The 15,804-nt window shown below is 32.6% G+C and carries 13 protein-coding genes and 1 tRNA gene; 6 read left to right on the top strand and 8 right to left on the bottom strand.

From position 1 onward, the window contains the following. Positions 1–39: 39 nt before the first annotated feature. Positions 40–2,031, bottom strand: coding sequence for an excinuclease ABC subunit UvrB (uvrB, locus tag CHRY9293_RS12385; protein ID WP_162033265.1), 1,992 nt, complete (start codon positions 2,029–2,031; stop codon positions 40–42). A gap of 194 nt (positions 2,032–2,225) precedes the next feature. Between uvrB and CHRY9293_RS12380 the strand changes: the two genes are divergently transcribed. Together CHRY9293_RS12380 and CHRY9293_RS18885 are read left to right on the top strand one after the other, a co-directional pair. After that, the gene (locus CHRY9293_RS12380; protein ID WP_262887715.1) at positions 2,226–3,131 is read left to right on the top strand and encodes a PQQ-dependent sugar dehydrogenase; all 906 of its coding nucleotides are present in this window, start codon (positions 2,226–2,228) and stop codon (positions 3,129–3,131) included. Continuing rightward, positions 3,095–3,433 carry a PQQ-dependent sugar dehydrogenase gene (locus CHRY9293_RS18885; protein WP_262887714.1) on the top strand — a complete coding sequence of 113 codons (339 nt, stop codon included), beginning with the start codon at positions 3,095–3,097 and terminating at the stop codon, positions 3,431–3,433. The genes CHRY9293_RS12380 and CHRY9293_RS18885 overlap by 37 nt, the downstream gene beginning before the upstream one ends. 42 nt (positions 3,434–3,475) lie before the next feature. On the opposite strand, the gene CHRY9293_RS12375 is transcribed toward CHRY9293_RS18885, so the two are convergent. Continuing rightward, the gene (locus CHRY9293_RS12375) at positions 3,476–5,911 is read right to left on the bottom strand and encodes a TonB-dependent receptor plug domain-containing protein (RefSeq protein ID WP_162033264.1); all 2,436 of its coding nucleotides are present in this window, start codon (positions 5,909–5,911) and stop codon (positions 3,476–3,478) included. A gap of 278 nt (positions 5,912–6,189) precedes the next feature. On the opposite strand from CHRY9293_RS12375, the gene CHRY9293_RS12370 reads away from it, so the two are divergent. Next, the gene (locus tag CHRY9293_RS12370; protein ID WP_162033263.1) at positions 6,190–7,443 is read left to right on the top strand and encodes a pyridoxal-dependent decarboxylase; all 1,254 of its coding nucleotides are present in this window, start codon (positions 6,190–6,192) and stop codon (positions 7,441–7,443) included. On the opposite strand, the gene CHRY9293_RS12365 is transcribed toward CHRY9293_RS12370, so the two are convergent. The 4 genes from CHRY9293_RS12365 to CHRY9293_RS12350 form a co-directional block, all read right to left on the bottom strand. Next, complete coding sequence (locus tag CHRY9293_RS12365) at positions 7,440–8,066, bottom strand: DUF502 domain-containing protein (protein ID WP_162033262.1); 627 nt, start codon at positions 8,064–8,066, stop codon at positions 7,440–7,442. The two genes, CHRY9293_RS12370 and CHRY9293_RS12365, sit on opposite strands and share 4 nt — an antisense overlap. 20 nt (positions 8,067–8,086) lie before the next feature. Next, positions 8,087–8,665 carry a tRNA-(ms[2]io[6]A)-hydroxylase gene (gene miaE / locus CHRY9293_RS12360; RefSeq protein WP_162033261.1) on the bottom strand — a complete coding sequence of 193 codons (579 nt, stop codon included), beginning with the start codon at positions 8,663–8,665 and terminating at the stop codon, positions 8,087–8,089. A 92-nt stretch (positions 8,666–8,757) separates the two neighbouring features. Beyond that, positions 8,758–9,846, bottom strand: coding sequence for an acyltransferase family protein (locus CHRY9293_RS12355; protein WP_162033260.1), 1,089 nt, complete (start codon positions 9,844–9,846; stop codon positions 8,758–8,760). A 132-nt stretch (positions 9,847–9,978) separates the two neighbouring features. Next, positions 9,979–10,866: a neutral zinc metallopeptidase gene (locus tag CHRY9293_RS12350; RefSeq protein ID WP_162033259.1), complete on the bottom strand. Its 888-nt coding sequence runs from the start codon at positions 10,864–10,866 to the stop codon at positions 9,979–9,981. A gap of 182 nt (positions 10,867–11,048) precedes the next feature. Here CHRY9293_RS12350 and rplU point away from each other — a divergent pair, with 182 nt between their 5' ends. The 3 genes from rplU to CHRY9293_RS12335 all read left to right on the top strand — a co-directional run bounded on the left by rplU (position 11,049) and on the right by CHRY9293_RS12335 (position 12,406). Next, complete coding sequence (gene rplU, locus CHRY9293_RS12345) at positions 11,049–11,621, top strand: 50S ribosomal protein L21 (RefSeq protein WP_162033258.1); 573 nt, start codon at positions 11,049–11,051, stop codon at positions 11,619–11,621. 15 nt (positions 11,622–11,636) lie between these two features. Further along, on the top strand, positions 11,637–11,894 hold the full coding sequence (rpmA, locus tag CHRY9293_RS12340; RefSeq protein ID WP_122545485.1) for a 50S ribosomal protein L27: 258 nt from the start codon (positions 11,637–11,639) through the stop codon (positions 11,892–11,894). A gap of 344 nt (positions 11,895–12,238) precedes the next feature. Further along, positions 12,239–12,406 carry a bacteriocin gene (locus CHRY9293_RS12335; protein ID WP_122635319.1) on the top strand — a complete coding sequence of 56 codons (168 nt, stop codon included), beginning with the start codon at positions 12,239–12,241 and terminating at the stop codon, positions 12,404–12,406. 68 nt (positions 12,407–12,474) lie between these two features. Here CHRY9293_RS12335 and CHRY9293_RS12330 read toward each other — a convergent pair whose 3' ends face one another. Together CHRY9293_RS12330 and CHRY9293_RS12325 are read right to left on the bottom strand one after the other, a co-directional pair. Beyond that, complete coding sequence (locus CHRY9293_RS12330; RefSeq protein ID WP_162033257.1) at positions 12,475–15,000, bottom strand: DUF5686 family protein; 2,526 nt, start codon at positions 14,998–15,000, stop codon at positions 12,475–12,477. Between the two features lie 244 nt (positions 15,001–15,244). Further along, positions 15,245–15,318 (bottom strand) — tRNA-Asn (locus CHRY9293_RS12325). Positions 15,319–15,804 lie beyond the last annotated feature (486 nt).

Raw genomic sequence — 15,804 nt, 5'->3', positions numbered from 1 at the left:
GCGGCATTTTAATGCCGCCGAAATATTTTTCCAAGGATCTTATCCTTTTAAAGCCGCGATTTCGTCTCTGAGTTTAGCAGCTTTAATAAAATCAAGATTTTTAGCCGCTGTTTCCATTTCTTTTTGCTTTTGGGATATAATTATATCGATATCTTCGGAGCTATAAGAGGCTTTGGTTTCTGCTACTTTCTGTAAAATTTCTTTTTGGGTATATTTTTCGTCAGGGAAATCTTTGCTTCTTCCAACTAAATTTTCAGAAATTTTTTTGTTCAACGCTTGAGGAACTTTTCCGTGTTCTTCATTATATTGCATTTGTTTTGAACGGCGATATTCTGTTTCGTCTAATGTTGCTTGCATGGATTTTGTAATTTTATCTGCATACAGAATGGCTTTTCCATTAATATTTCTTGCAGCACGTCCAACAGTCTGAATCATGGATCTCCTACTTCTTAGCATACCTTCTTTGTCAGCATCTAAAATAGCAACCAAGGAAACCTCCGGTAGGTCTAATCCCTCTCTCAATAGATTGACCCCAATTAACACATCAAAAAGGCCTAGACGTAAATCTTGCATAATCTGGATACGCTCTAATGTTTCCACATCTGAATGGATATACCTAGTTCTAATTCCGAATTTGGTAAAATATTTGGTCAACTCTTCTGCCATCTTTTTTGTCAATGTAGTGACTAAAACTCTTTCATCAACGTCCGACCTCTTTTGAATTTCTTCCATGAGATCGTCAATTTGATTCAATGTGGGTCTTACTTCAATAATGGGATCTAATAGGCCTGTAGGGCGTATTATTTGTTCAATATAAGCTCCTCCTGTCTTTTCCAACTCATAATCTGCCGGAGTTGCAGAAACATATATTACTTGGTTTTGTATATTTTCAAACTCTTCAAACTTCAAAGGCCTGTTATCCATAGCAGCAGGGAGCCTAAAACCATATTCAACCAGAGATTCTTTTCTACTTCGGTCACCTCCGTACATAGCATGAACTTGGGGAACAGTAACATGGCTCTCGTCAATGACCATTAAAAAATCTTTGGGAAAATAATCAATGAGGCAAAAGGGTCTTGATCCGGGTACTCTTCCATCCAGATATCTTGAATAATTTTCAATTCCAGAGCAGTATCCTAATTCTTTAATCATTTCGAGGTCAAGCTCTGTTCTTTCTTGCAATCTTTTTGCTTCTAAAGGCTTTTCAATAGAATTGAAGAAATCAACCTGTTTTACTAAATCGTCCTGAATACTTCTGATAGCTCCGTTCAATGTTTCTTTTGAGGTTACAAAGAGATTAGCAGGGTAAATTTGGATTTGTTCAAAACTGGAAGTGATATTTCCTGTAACAGGATCAAAGCTTTGAATTTTTTCAATCTCATCACCAAAAAATTGGATCCTTATAGCATTATCCGCATAAGCAGGAAATACATCAATAACATCTCCCTTTACACGGAATGTTCCTCTTTGGAACTCGTTTAACGTTCTTGAATATAAGGCATTAACTAAGGAATGAAGTAAAGCTGTTCTCGTAATTTTTTCGCCAATTCCGATGGAAATAAGTGATTTATGAAATTCTGAGGGATTTCCAATACCATATATACAGGAAACGGAAGCGACAATTATGACATCTCTTCTTCCCGAAAGTAGGCTTGCTGTTGCAGAAAGTCTAAGTTTTTCTACTTCTTCATTTATGCTGAGGTCTTTTTCGATATAGGTACCCGTAGTAGCAATATAGGCTTCTGGTTGATAGTAATCGTAATAGCTTACAAAATATTCAACTGCATTTTCAGGAAAAAATTCCTTGAACTCCATAAATAGTTGAGCTGCTAGTGTTTTGTTGTGTGCTAAAACGAGTGTGGGTTTTTGTACATTTTGAACAACATTGGCTACTGTAAATGTTTTTCCTGATCCTGTAACTCCAAGTAATGTTTGATACTTTTCGCCGATCTCAAGTCCTTCGGTAAGTTTTTCGATGGCTTGAGGTTGATCTCCGGTAGGTTTGTATTCTGATTGAAGTTTGAAATTCATATATCAAATTTACAAAATAAAAAGAGTCCCTTAAGATCTCTCCATGTAAATATTCTAAATGCTTTTTTGTATGCCTATTTCTTTTAACTTTAAGAAATTTGAAATGATTTCTGTTAATTAGTGATAAGGGAGGGTAAAGAGCCATTTTATGGCATTATTTTTCCATTCATTTTTAAATTACTAATTAAATAACTATGAAATTCAACCATTTTTATGCTTCTTCTCTCATTATTTTTTTAATTATAAGCTCATGTGATAAGAATAATGCACAGGCTCAAAAATTGAGATCAGATGAAAGTGTGGAAACAGAAAATCCCAATAGTGATTATAAACCTGCTTTCAAGGGGCAAACAAGAATTAAAGCGGTGAAAACATCTACCCCGTATAAGGTGGAAGTCTTAAGTAATAATTTAGGAAAGCCATGGGGTATTGTCAATTTGCCGAAAGGCCAATTTTTGATTACGGATAAACGAGGGTATATGAATGTGGTATCATCAGATGGAAAACAGGTATCTAAAATTGATGGATTTCCAAAAGTGGATGCAAAAGGTCAAGGGGGGATGCTCGATGTAGCGTTAGATCCAGACTTTAAAGTCAATAATATAATTTATTTTAGTTTTTCTGAGCCTTTTGGGAAGGGGAATTTAACCTCTGTTGCAAAAGGAAAACTCTCGTCTGATTTTAAAAATATTTCAGAGCTAAAGGTGATTTTTAGAGCTGAACCTTCTTATGATGGAGATAAGCATTACGGGAGTAGGCTTGTTTTTGATAAAGAGGGTAATTTATTTGTGAGTACTGGAGAAAGATCCGATAAAGAAACAAGAGTATTTGCTCAAAAAACAGATAATTATTTAGGAAAGATTCTCAAAATTACGAAAGAGGGGAGACCTGCAATTGGTAATCCTTTTATTGGTAAAAATAATTATAAACCTGAGATTTATGCTTATGGAATAAGAAATCCTCAAGGATTGGCAATTGATCCTAGTGGGAATATTTGGGATGTAGAAATGGGACCCAGAGGAGGAGATGAAATTAACCTAATCCAAGCTGGTAAAAACTATGGTTGGGGGATGGAATTGAATATTCTGGAGAGAAAGTAGGAAAGGGGATTACCCAAAAGGAAGGAACTGAGCAACCTGTTTATTATTGGGATCCGGTAATTTCTCCAAGTGGAATTACTTTTTATACAGGAAGTATGGATGAATGGAAGGGGAATTTAATGATAGGATGCCTGAGTGGAGAGCATATCAATAGGATTGTGATGAAAGATAACAAAGTAATTGGGGAGGAGCGTCTTTTGGAAGATCAAAAAGAAAGGTTCAGAGATGTATTGGACGGCATAGATGGAAATCTATATGCAGTTACAGATAGCGGAAAGTTGTATAAAATTTCAAAAAAATAAAAGATCAAAGGCTATTAAATTCGATAGCCTTTGAAAAATATATTAAAATTTAAAATTGAATCTAGCAAAGGCTTGTCTTCCGGCAAAGCCCATTTGAACCGGATCAAAAATTCCTCCGGATTCTGTATTGCCAGCAGTGACTTGGTCTCTTTGTAATGTTGGATATCTGTTGAAAATATTTTTGCTTCCAATGGTTAAACTGAGATTTTTAGAAAAGTCATATCCAAAAGATAGATCTGTTGTGACCTTTGGATTATATACTTGAAAATCCTCTGGACCGTTGTATCCTATTAATGTTAATTTATCAAATCTAACCAATTGTAAATTAGCATTGAATTTATTGATTTTGTAGTTGAGGTTTACATTAATTTTTGTCTTCGGGGCAGATGCGAGAATAAAACTCCTTTCTCTAGGGCTTAAGTAAATATCCTCTTTTCCTGATAGCTTTTCTGAAGTATGAACATCTGTGATTTCCATTTCATTGTAGTTTCCTGCTAAAGTCGTTGAGAGTTTTCCCGATCCAATATTTTCTACATAGCTTAAAATTAGATCAACACCTTTGGTTCTTGTATCAATGGCATTGGTGAAAAATTGAGCTTGATCAATATAAGGATATTCCTGCTGAACATCAGCCGGTAAATCTGCTTTTGAAAAATTTCCTGTTAATACAATTCTGTTTTTTACTCGGATATAATATCCATCAACAGTCGCTGTAAATTTCCCAGTATTAAAGGTGAATCCGGCACTTCCATTTAATGAAGTCTCCTCTTTTAATTGGGGAATACCTACGTCTTTTGCCAGATTACTATCATTGGGAGCAAGCTGAATGGTAACTAAATTGCCGCCTTGGAAATTCGTAAACTGTAAAGTATAATATTTTTGAGCTAAAGATGGAGCTCTAAAACCTGTAGAAAAAGATCCTCTGAATGCCAATTGCTTTGTAAAGGCATAACGTGTAGCAAATTTACCATTTATGGTACTTCCAAAGTCATTATAATTTTCAAATCTACCTGCAATACTTATCATCCAAGCTTTCGTAATATCTAGTTCTGTATCGATATAGGCTGCAAAGTTATTTCGGTTTTTTTTGACCTCCTGAGAGTATCCAGGAAATCCTTGAGATCCTCCAGGCCTGATATTTCCGGTTAGGGGATTTGTGACGAGTAAACTAGGATCAGTATTGGATGTGACAATGTTTCCATTAATATCGTACATTGCATAGGAAGCCTGTTCTCCTTTGATAATATTAAAATCTTCATATCTAAATTCGGAGCCAAAAGCAATATTAAGACCTTCTAGTACATTAAAATGTTTTGAAGCATTAATCCCGGTGGTATTCTGAAGTAAAGAATGCCCACCTGCATTAAATTGAGTTGGAGATTTTATTCCTAAAGTCGCATTGAGGGTATTCTCTATTTCATAAGTGAAACGGTTGCTTCCAAAAGCATTATAGAAATCTACATCCCATTCTAATACTTCAAATTTAAGACCATTGTCAAAAGTGAAATCAGTAATATGAGTGTTTTGAATAGGATTAAAGCCATTTGGGTAAATTTCTGGAATATTTCCGTCTGCATTTGCACTTCTTGTCCAGGCATAAGCATGAGTATTTCTGTTTGAAAACCCTTGACGCGAATAGAACTTTAGATTATCTGATAAAGGAACTTCGATGTTTCCAAAGAAATAAATATTTTGAGATTTAGCATCCCCAAAACGTTGTCTAGGCGCATCATATATTTCAGGATTAGCATTTCTAATTGCATAATCTTTATTTATAAATTCCATGGTAAAATTTCCAAAACCGCCTTTTGATCCAATTTTTGTTCCTAGATTTCCATTAAAATCAAAAGTATTTCCATCTATTTTGTGATCGGATATGATATCATGGTTTCCCGGACTTTTAAAAAGGTTTGCTCCGTAAAAGGCATTTCCTTCAAAACCTTTATCTCGATCATTTAAAACAACATTGATTACCCCTGCAATAGCATCTGATCCATATTGAGCTGATGCCCCATCACGCAGAACTTCTACTCTTTTTATTGCACCTATTGGAATGGTATTCATATCGGATCCAGTATTTCCTCTGCCTTTTGTACCAAATAAATTGATCAGTGAAGATTGATGATATCTTTTTCCATTAAGTAATAGTAATGTTTGATCTGGTCCCAATCCTCTCAATGTTGCCGGATCTACTGCGTCAGCTCCATCAGATCCGGATTGCTTATTGGAGTTGAAAGAAGGAGCAGAAAATTGTAATAACTGATTAACTTCTACTTGTCCTGTGGATTGACTGACTTGCTTTATATCTATAACATCAATGGGTACGGGTGTATCGATAACAGTTCTTTTCTTATTTCGGCTTCCTGTAATAGCCACTTCCTCTATTTTTTTTTCCTTTGGTATGGAATCTTTTATGGTTTGAGAGTAGTAAGTTGGAGCCGTTGTTAAGAAAACAATAGTTATGTATTTAAATTTCATTTATTTAATGTGTTTATTGGTGTTTTGTATATATATAAAATCGGCCATTAATATAATTAAAATCACTACATATTGAATAATTTAATTTGATTTTTTTTCCACATAAATGATGAAAATATTATTTAGTGTTTTATTATTTTGATTTTTAATTGATTTACTTATAGTATTTTGTAAATTAGATTAATGTTATGTTATGCCTTTTATCTAATAAAAATGTAAATTTGCCAATCTATTCTAGGTCTTTAGAGTAAGATAATAATGTATAAAATGTAAGCAAAATGTATTGGGGGAAACTATCAACGGAAACGGTAAAAGAAAAAGTATTTGACGCTTTAAATAAAAATTTAAATTACGCTACCGAGCCTATTTTAGGGCTTCCGGGTACTTATTTGGATCGAGAACAATTTTATGACTCTCCTTTTTTAAAGGAAGCTGCCTATCTTTCAGTTTTAATGAATAATCCTAACCATATTGGGTGCCATACTTATAATCAAGGAGAAAAATATTTTTTAGGGACACAACAATTAGAACTAGACCTTTTAAGAATTTGTGCTGAAGAGATTTTTGGAGCTCCCAAATTGCAGTATGATGGCTATGTGGCGCCGGGGGGGACGGAAGCGAATATTCAAGCCCAATGGATGTACCGAAACTATTTTGTCCAGAAGAATAATGCAAAATTTTCTGAAATTGGGGTTGTTTTTTCTGAAGATGCTCATTACTCTGTTTATAAAGGAGCTAATTTATTAGGTATTCGACCTATTGCTGTTAAAGTAAATCATGATGATAGACAAATTTTACTTGACGACTTGCATACTCAATTGAAAATTGCCCATGATGATGGAATTAAGTATTTGGTCGTGCATTTGTCTATGGGGACCACTATATTTGGCAGTGTGGATGAGCCAAATTCTTTTTTAGAAGTTGCTAAACAGTATTTTAAGGAATATTTTGTACATGTAGATGCTGCTTTTGGAGGTTTTATTTACCCTTTTTCATCTTCCAACAAGGATTTGACGTTTCAAAACCCTGAAATTAGCTCCATCACGATTGATGGGCATAAAATGTTGCAGTCTCCCTATGGTACAGGTATTTTTTTATGTAGAAAAGGATTAATAGAAAACGTCCAAACACCTGAGGCAGCTTATGTGTATGGTTCAGACTTTACTCTTTGTGGGAGTCGTTCTGGTGCGAATGCTATTTCTATTTGGATGATTTTAATGACCCATGGGTCAGTTGGTTGGACAGAGTCCATACATGATTTGGTAGAACGTACTAACTATATTTCTAATGCTTTAGATATAATGGAAGTAAAGTATTATAGAAATCCTTATATGAATATTATTGCTATTGATGCTAATGAGGTTTCTGAAGAATTGGCCAAACGTTATTTTTTGGTTGCAGACAATTATAATAACCCTCAATGGTGGAAGATTGTGGTAATGGTACATGTAAAGCAAGAGACACTTGATGAGTTTCTAGAAGATTTAAAAAAAGAAAGAAAAGAATCAGGTTTGTTGGCTAAAAAACACTAGATTTTTTCTTCTGAAGACTTGAATATATTCTCATCCGAATGGAATCCTGCAACACCTCCGCTCACAGCAAACTTCATTGCTGAGGCGGCTGTCATTCCAACTACGGGCTTAATGTTTTTTTCTTCTGTAATAATTACCCATCCTGAAATAGCATAAGAATGAGGCAGGTAAACAGCTACATAATTATGTTTATCTACATCTGCCATTTCTTTTTGAGTGAGAAAGCCTATTCTCCATATTTCAGGATGTTCATTGGTTTTTACCCATACTGGATGATTGAATTTTTTCTTATCTCCAACAAATGATGACATTACATCTTTTGTAGGGGTATATATATGTTTTACTCCGGGTGTTTTTTCCAAAAGACTATCAACAGCTTCAAAAAAGAATTTTCCCATGACAAATTTGTTACCTAAATATCCTAGAAGAGCAGTAATTAGTATTGCAGAAACAAAAACTAGCCCCGGAATTTCCTTTGCGACAGAAGGTATTATATTATCAATGGAAGAAATAATGTACCATATGACAAATATGGTAAGACCTATTGGACCAATAATGACCAATCCTTGAAAGAAATTTTTAAGTAAAATATTGACTATGCTTTCGAAATTTATTTTTTTCAACTGTGTGCTTTTTTATTTATTTATCCGTGAATAGTTTCTCTATTTCCGTATGATTTAATAATGTTGGCTTCATACTCAAGCCATTGTTCCCAACGTAAATTTACTTTTTCAGGGTTACCGAGCTGTCTTGCAAATCCAATAAAAGTGGTATAATGATTAGCTTCTGAGATCATTAATTCTTTATAAAAAATTTTTAATTCCTCATCTTTTATATTCTCTGTAAGGACTTTAAATCTTTCGCAACTTCTCGCTTCTATCATGGCAGCAAAAAGCATCTTATCTACAATTAAATCTTCTCTACTTCCTTGAACAATAAACTTCATTAACTCATTCACATAATCATCTTTTCTAGCTCTCCCGAAAGAAAAACCTCTTTTTATGATAATCTCATGAACCTGATTGAAATGATCTAGCTCCTCTTGAGCGATTGAAATAAGTTCCGTCACAATTTCAGGATACTCCGGAAGCATGGTGATTAATCCGATCGCATTTGTTGCCGCTTTTTGCTCACACCAAGCGTGATCAGTCAAGATTTCTTCAAGATTTCCTTCTGCAATATTGGCCCATCTTGGGTCAGTGGGAAGCTTTAACTTAAACATGTTATAAATTTTTGTAAAATTAAAATAAATTGTAATAAGTCTAAATTATATTGTTACAATAACTAAGGTTGCAATAATAAAAAATAATTCAATTATTCAGATGTTTTTTTTCGTAAATATGTGAGTATCATCCATCCGAATTTATCGAATTTTTGTAAACTCCATGCGATAATAAAGGCTAAAAATATATTAATAATATAAACTTCAATCATAAGGAGAAACCAATTCATTTTTTCATTGAAGAAAACGACTATGAAATATATTAATGAAGAACTTATACCTTGTGCAAAGTAAAAAAAGATAGCATTTTTTCCTATATAAGTAAGGATGTTTTCTTTTTTTATTTTGAGCCTGTTATAGAATACAAATAAGGTTACCAATGAAAATAGAGACCAAATAATATAAGGTATTTTAGGGGGGAATTTATTATTGTTAATTTTATAAAAAATTTCCTTACCGTAATACCAAAACATCCCTGTAAGTATAATAAAAACTATTCCATATAGAATGGGGATCATATTTACTGGAATTTTTTTTCCTTTCATTTTATTTGCAATTAAAAATAGGGAAAGATAAAATGTTATATATCCTACTTGTCCTGTTGGATAATATGTTGGAAAAATATTAAATAATAATGTTAATGTGATACAAATTATTAGGAATAAATTCTTGTGTTTAGGGAAAAATTTTAAAATTAAAACTCCAAACATGGTTAATATGAAATAGACTTTTAGATACCAAAAACTTCCCATTACTACAGGAAAAGTATCAACCGGAGTATATTGATGAAGATACCAATTTCCCAGATTTTGCCATCGCGGCTCTAAAGAAATATCCGATACAATATACTTTGAACCAAAAGTAGCATAGAAGTTTTTAAGATCGTCTAAAGAAAAAAAGAGGAGTCCAAAAACTTTAAAAAAATAATCTAGAAAAAACAATCCTGTCACAAAAATCATATAAGTGATTTGTAATTTCAATAATCTATAAAAAGTCTTTTCAATATTATTTCCTGATGTAATACCACTGAGTGCATAAAATATAGCGACATCAAAAACTAATGAAAATACTCTTATTTCTGCAGGAATATAGAACTGCCCTGACCAAAAAGCGGTATGTATGAAAATGATTGAAAGTGTGGCGAGTCCTTTGGAAAAGTCAATATAGAGATCTCTGTTCATTATTCATTTATAATAGTTCAAAAATAATTAAAGTTTAGGAATTTTTTTAAGTATTTAAGATATTGGAAAATAAAAAGAGACAGGATTGGGTAAATCCTGCCTCATTTCTATAAGGGAGCTTTATTGATAATATTATTTTAGTTTTTTAAATTCTTCTTCTGAAATTTCCCCAGTTTGTATTTTTTTTAGCTCATCGATATAATAGCTCATATAAGCATCAATTTCTGGATTATTGAGATTTCTCCCGGATTTATATGTTCCATTGAGGACGCCTTGATAATAATAAAGAAAATTATAATCAAAATCTACAGCTGAAAGGCTATATTGTCCTAAAAGAAAACCTAAACGAACGGCTGATCTCCTCTGAGGTGGTGTTCCATGATGGTTAGGGCTGTTGGTGGAATAGTCTCCAATACTTTGCGCAAACTCATAAGCTGCTGCAATTTGAGTAAAATTACTCTGGTTATATCCATTAGGTCTTCTCAAATAATATCCTGCAAAGCCGTCTGCTTCTAGTTCCATGGGCCTTGCTGTATACTCCTGTATATTGGGGAGATTATAAATATATTGCAATTGATGACCATATTCATGAGCAAGGATCATGGCATTAACAATATTCCCTCCTTTACTTTTTGCATCATAAAAAATAGCATACCCATAATAGATTTTCCCACCCGAATAAGAAATAGCGTTATAGGTTGAATTGTAATTATAAGGATCATTAACAAACCTTAGTAAGGGGGCGCTTTTCCCCCATAAACTGGCAATCGTGTTCATCTGAGAATACATGAAATTTGTATCTGTTGTATTCTGAAGACTTGTTGTTAATACAGCGTTAGGACTCCATGATTGATCTACATAATTACAGTTTTTTTCAAGATCTGTAGGTTGTTCGATTTTCAAACTTTCGAGCTGTTGTTCTGTAGGTAAATTTTCATTAACACTTTCGTCGTTACATGCTGATAATGTGAATACAGCAAGTGCTCCTGCTAATAAGCAGAAATTAAGATTTTGTTTCATATGTGATGTTTTTTTGAAAAATAAATGTAAAGAAAAATTCACTATGTGAAGAATATTAAATGTTAAATTTTTTCAAGGTAAAGTGAAAAAGTTTTTTATTTAGTAAATGTTGCTTTTATATGTTCATTATTTAGAAAAAATGCATATATTTGCACCTCGAATTAATTAAAAAATTATAAACAATGTTTGCAATTGTAGAAATAGCAGGGCTTCAATATAAAGTTGAGCAAGACCAGAAGTTGTTTGTAAACCGTTTGAAAGGAGAAAAAGGAGAAAAAGTATCTTTTGATAAAGTACTTCTTACTGTAAACGGAGCAATCACTGTAGGCGCCCCAGCTGTAAATGGTATCGCTGTTGAGGCAGAGATATTGGATCATGTAAAAGCTGATAAAGTAATCGTTTTCAAAAAGAAAAGAAGAAAAGGTTACAAAGTGAAAAATGGTCACAGACAATCTTTAACTCAAATTCAAATTACTGGGATTACTGGTTTTGAAGGAGGTGCAAAAAAAGCAGCAAAGAAAGAAACTAAGGCTGTAGTAGCATCAGATCATGCAACCGTTAACTTTGGTGAAGATCATGAATTGAATTATCACTTAAAGAAAAACGGCTTATCTCAATCTAAAGAAAATAGAGAAGCTCTAGTTGCTTTAGGAAAAGAGGTTAAAGAAGAATTAGGGAAAAATATTCTTACTCACGAAGATGTAGATGCAGCTATCGCTAAGAATATTGAAAACTTTAAAGCGTTAAATAAATAATAATCCACTAATAAAATGGCACACAAGAAAGGAGTTGGTAGTTCCAAAAACGGTAGAGAATCTCACTCTAAAAGATTAGGTGTGAAGATTTTCGGAGGTCAAGATGCTATTGCCGGAAACATTATTGTGAGACAAAGAGGTACTCAACATCACCCAGGATCAAATGTGGGGATTGGTAAAGATCACACTTTGTTTGCTCTAATTGATGGTAAAGTAGTTTTTACTAAAAAAGCAAATAACAGATCTTTTGTATCTGTAGAACCCAACGCATAATAAGCGTTTTATAAAAATTAAAACTTCAACAATTTGTTGAAGTTTTTTTTGTTCATAGAATAGGAAATAAGTTTTTTATTATTCATTTTTATGTGAATTATTTATATATTTGAAAAAATCAACAATTATAATGTTCATTAAAATTGAAGATCGGACATGAGGAATATATACTTTAAGAAAATGAAACTTAGGAATCATTTAATAGAAAAAGTATATGCTGATATTACGATAAGAGAAGATATAAGAACGTTTTAAAATGATTATTAAAGCTCCATTTAGTTTGAAATAGAGAGGTCTTTATTAGCACAAAATATGGCTTAGGCTACAAATCAAATAAAATTATTATGAAAAAATTAAAAAAACTTTCCAAAAAAGATTTGAAATTAATTGAAGGGGGTGCGATAGGTTGCCCGCTTCCAGCTTATTCTTGTGCAGATTGGTGTATGTGGACAGACTCACAAAAAGCAAGATGTCCAAATTTTTTATTGGAAATTTCTGCATGTGTATGCTAAGTATTTCTAATAAAAGGATCTCAGAATCAAGCTCTGAGATCTTTATTTTTTTATAATATGAGGGTATATTAAAATCCTACTTGGAATCCTACTTTTACTCCAAATCGTGAAATATCGGGTCTGTCAAGATAGTTACCTCTCCAGTTAAAATCAATTCTAAAAATTCTTAAGTTTCCAAATCCAATATTTTCAAACCCGAATCCATATTCATAATATATATGCTCACTTGGAGCAGAATATTTAAAACCCTCTACATTAATAGCTTTTGAAGGATCACTTAATGTTCCGTAGGCTCCTCTAATAAATGCAATCTCCCTCAATTTCAACTTTTTTATTAGAGGAATGAAAGAAAGAATTTTTCCATTAAAATGGTGTTCCAAGTGAAGGGTTGTATAAGTATCGGCAACAAATTCATAATAATTAAGCTGTGCAAATGTATTGCCTACTAAACTATATGATTGGTTACCTGGAATTACATTTTGCAGGGCCAAGGGAACAGTATTAAAATTCTTACCCGCTTCAAAATTGATTAGAGTTTTACCCCAACTTCCAATAAGGACGGGTTTATAAAATAAGAATTGTAATTTATTATAATTGAAATCCGCATTGAATAATCCTTCAAGTCCTCTTGTGTATTTTAAAACAATGGTAGGGGCTAATGTTCCGTGTTCGTACCTATCAATACCAGTTTGAGAGAATTTTGCCCCTGGTCTAGCAATTAAGCTAATTGTTACATGGGAGTCATTTACTGTTTTTCTTAAATAATTCCCTTGATAATACGTCAAGTTGAAGTTTTCAGGATCTGCTGATTTTATACTTTGGACAGTACCATCTATTCTAATTTGGATATTTTTCCATGGTTCTATTGAGGTGAATAAGTTTGTTTGATTTACAGAACTTAATGAAGTGTTTTCTCCTCTGGCGAAAATGGTAGATGAAGCAAATGAACGTGACATAATGCCATCATCAGTTGTTAATTGTACTCCTAACTGAATGATATCTCTTCTATTTCCTCCACCTATCGTAAAACGATTTACTCGGTTAAACATGAATCGCCCTTCTGCTCCATACTTAACTTGATGATCTTTAAAGCCGTAAGCTGTATAGAATTGAACTCTCCATGGGTCATTTCTTGTGAAGTAACTTCTGGCTCCTATTCTTATCCTGTCTCCTTCTATTTCATTTTTTCCATAAATAGAAAATATAGGGCCTAAATCGATTCCTTTAGTGATATTATAATAGCCGGATCCTAAAGTTTCGTATAGTTTAACAATCCTATTGAATTTGGGTGTTTGCTGAAGTTTATCAAGCATATCATAAACCCCTTGTTCTGTTTTGGATAATGAATCTGGCCTTGCTTTTACCCAGTAGGCATCATCTCTATCAACAAATTTGTCATCATACTCTTCTTCTTTACGTATGAATACTTTATTTTCTAAAGGCTTGTCAAATACATATTCTGAATAATCTACAGACCTTTTAGCAAGGATACTTTTGGCGGTTTTCTTTTTAGAAAAAGGAGTCATTTCGATTTCAGTGACAAACTTTTTAGGCAAAAAAGTATTTTCATCAGGGTTATCGTATTCTAGTTCAGTAGAAATACCGTTAATAAAATTTACATTAATTTTTTTTGTAGATTTCAAAGTTGCCCCTAGGACGGCATAATTATCAGTGTCAATATATAAATATCCTTGAAATGCGAGAACTTCCGTTCTTTTAGGCTGATATCTTATTTTATATGCATTTTCACCTCTTATTGATATGGTATCAATTAAATTATAATCATACGTACTGAAGCCGGTTTGACCCGCGGGACTGGGAAAGCCAATATCGAAATAGTTTAGTGTATTATCATAAATGTTGATATCCCGATAAAGGTTTTTTGCAGTAAGTGTTACGATTTGGTTATCTTGAAAACCGGATGTTTTTTGTGCTACTAAAAGGCGTTTATTTCTTTTTTCAGGCTTATTTTTTCCGTAGTTTTCATAGACGGCTTCATTAAGAAAAATCGGTAGTCCAATTTTACCACTTGCTGTTGAGTCTGCATAATCAAAAATAAAGTCCAATTTATTAAAGATTTTTTTCTTCATAAATGTACTGTCAAGATTGTTGGCATCAAACTGGATTTTCTCATATTCCTTATAGGAATAGGTATTGAACTTATCTAAACCATTATTTCGTTTTCTTTTCCATACTTCTTGCATAATAGCATAAGCTGGATTTTCTTTCTTATTTTTATATTTAGGTTTTTCATTATGAATGACTACCTCTTCAATATTACTTACCTTTTCAGGTGAAAGTTTTACTAATAAATTTTTAGTGTTCAAAGAATCAATATCAATGCTTTGGAGTGCATAGTTTTTTCTAAGAAACTTTAATTTATATATGATACTATCCGACTGGACATTAAAAATTCCATTGGTCGTCGTGAGTGCGGGATTGTTATTATTGTTTATAAATATATCTACCCCTGAAATTTCTTTATTGGTTTTTACATCTATAATGCTGCCAGATACCGTATTTTGGGCATATGTAAAGCATGAAAAAATGATTAAATAAAAAAGAAAATGATATTTTAATTTTATAATTAGCATTTGTATTCTTAAGCATTTAGCATAAACAAAAAGTATGCTGTTTATTTGAAAAGTAAAAGATTTTTATATATTTTTTTAAATAGCAATAAATATGTAATTGTAACGAAAAAAATGATATAAAATTATTAACCAATATACTGTTTTGTTATAAAATGGTAAAATGAGAGTGTGAAATTTGATTTTTTATGGGCTATAATCAAAATAATATAAAATAAAAAGACTTACAGAAATGTAAGTCTTTTTGCTCCTCCTGCTGGGCTCGAACCAGCGACCCTCTGATTAACAGTCAGATGCTCTAACCAACTGAGCTAAGGAGGAATATTCTTTGTTTTAAGTGGTGCAAATATAGGACGAATATTGATATTAACCAAATTTTTACTTGGTAAAAACACTTAATTTTCTAAAGTCAATAAGCTATAATAGCTAAATATATGAGAATGAGTGCTGTCGAATTCTAGGTTATAAAAAATATTATAAGATCTCTGAATTGGTCTCTGTAATAAATATGTTTTTGGATGCTTTATCCCGACAATCTCTCAGAATCTCTATCTTTATACGAAGTAGCTTTGTCGTATGGAGAGCTTTATACAGTTCTTACCTCTAAAAAGGTGAAGGGCAGAAAAGGGACGTAGGTGTTGTAAAGGGAATTCAGAGGGGTAAAAGACAGAACCTTTTTCGGCTCAGGCGCAAAAGTTGGGGGGAACTTTTAATACTATTATCTTTGCTTTATGATAAATGATCAGGAACTTCTTAAATTATTACTTCCAGAATTTTTGGTAGAACACTTTGATATACTAAAAGCCG

The organism is Chryseobacterium potabilaquae (genome assembly GCF_902728265.1).
Taxonomy (GTDB): domain Bacteria; phylum Bacteroidota; class Bacteroidia; order Flavobacteriales; family Weeksellaceae; genus Chryseobacterium; species Chryseobacterium potabilaquae.
This window is presented reverse-complemented; position numbering and strand designations above follow the sequence as displayed.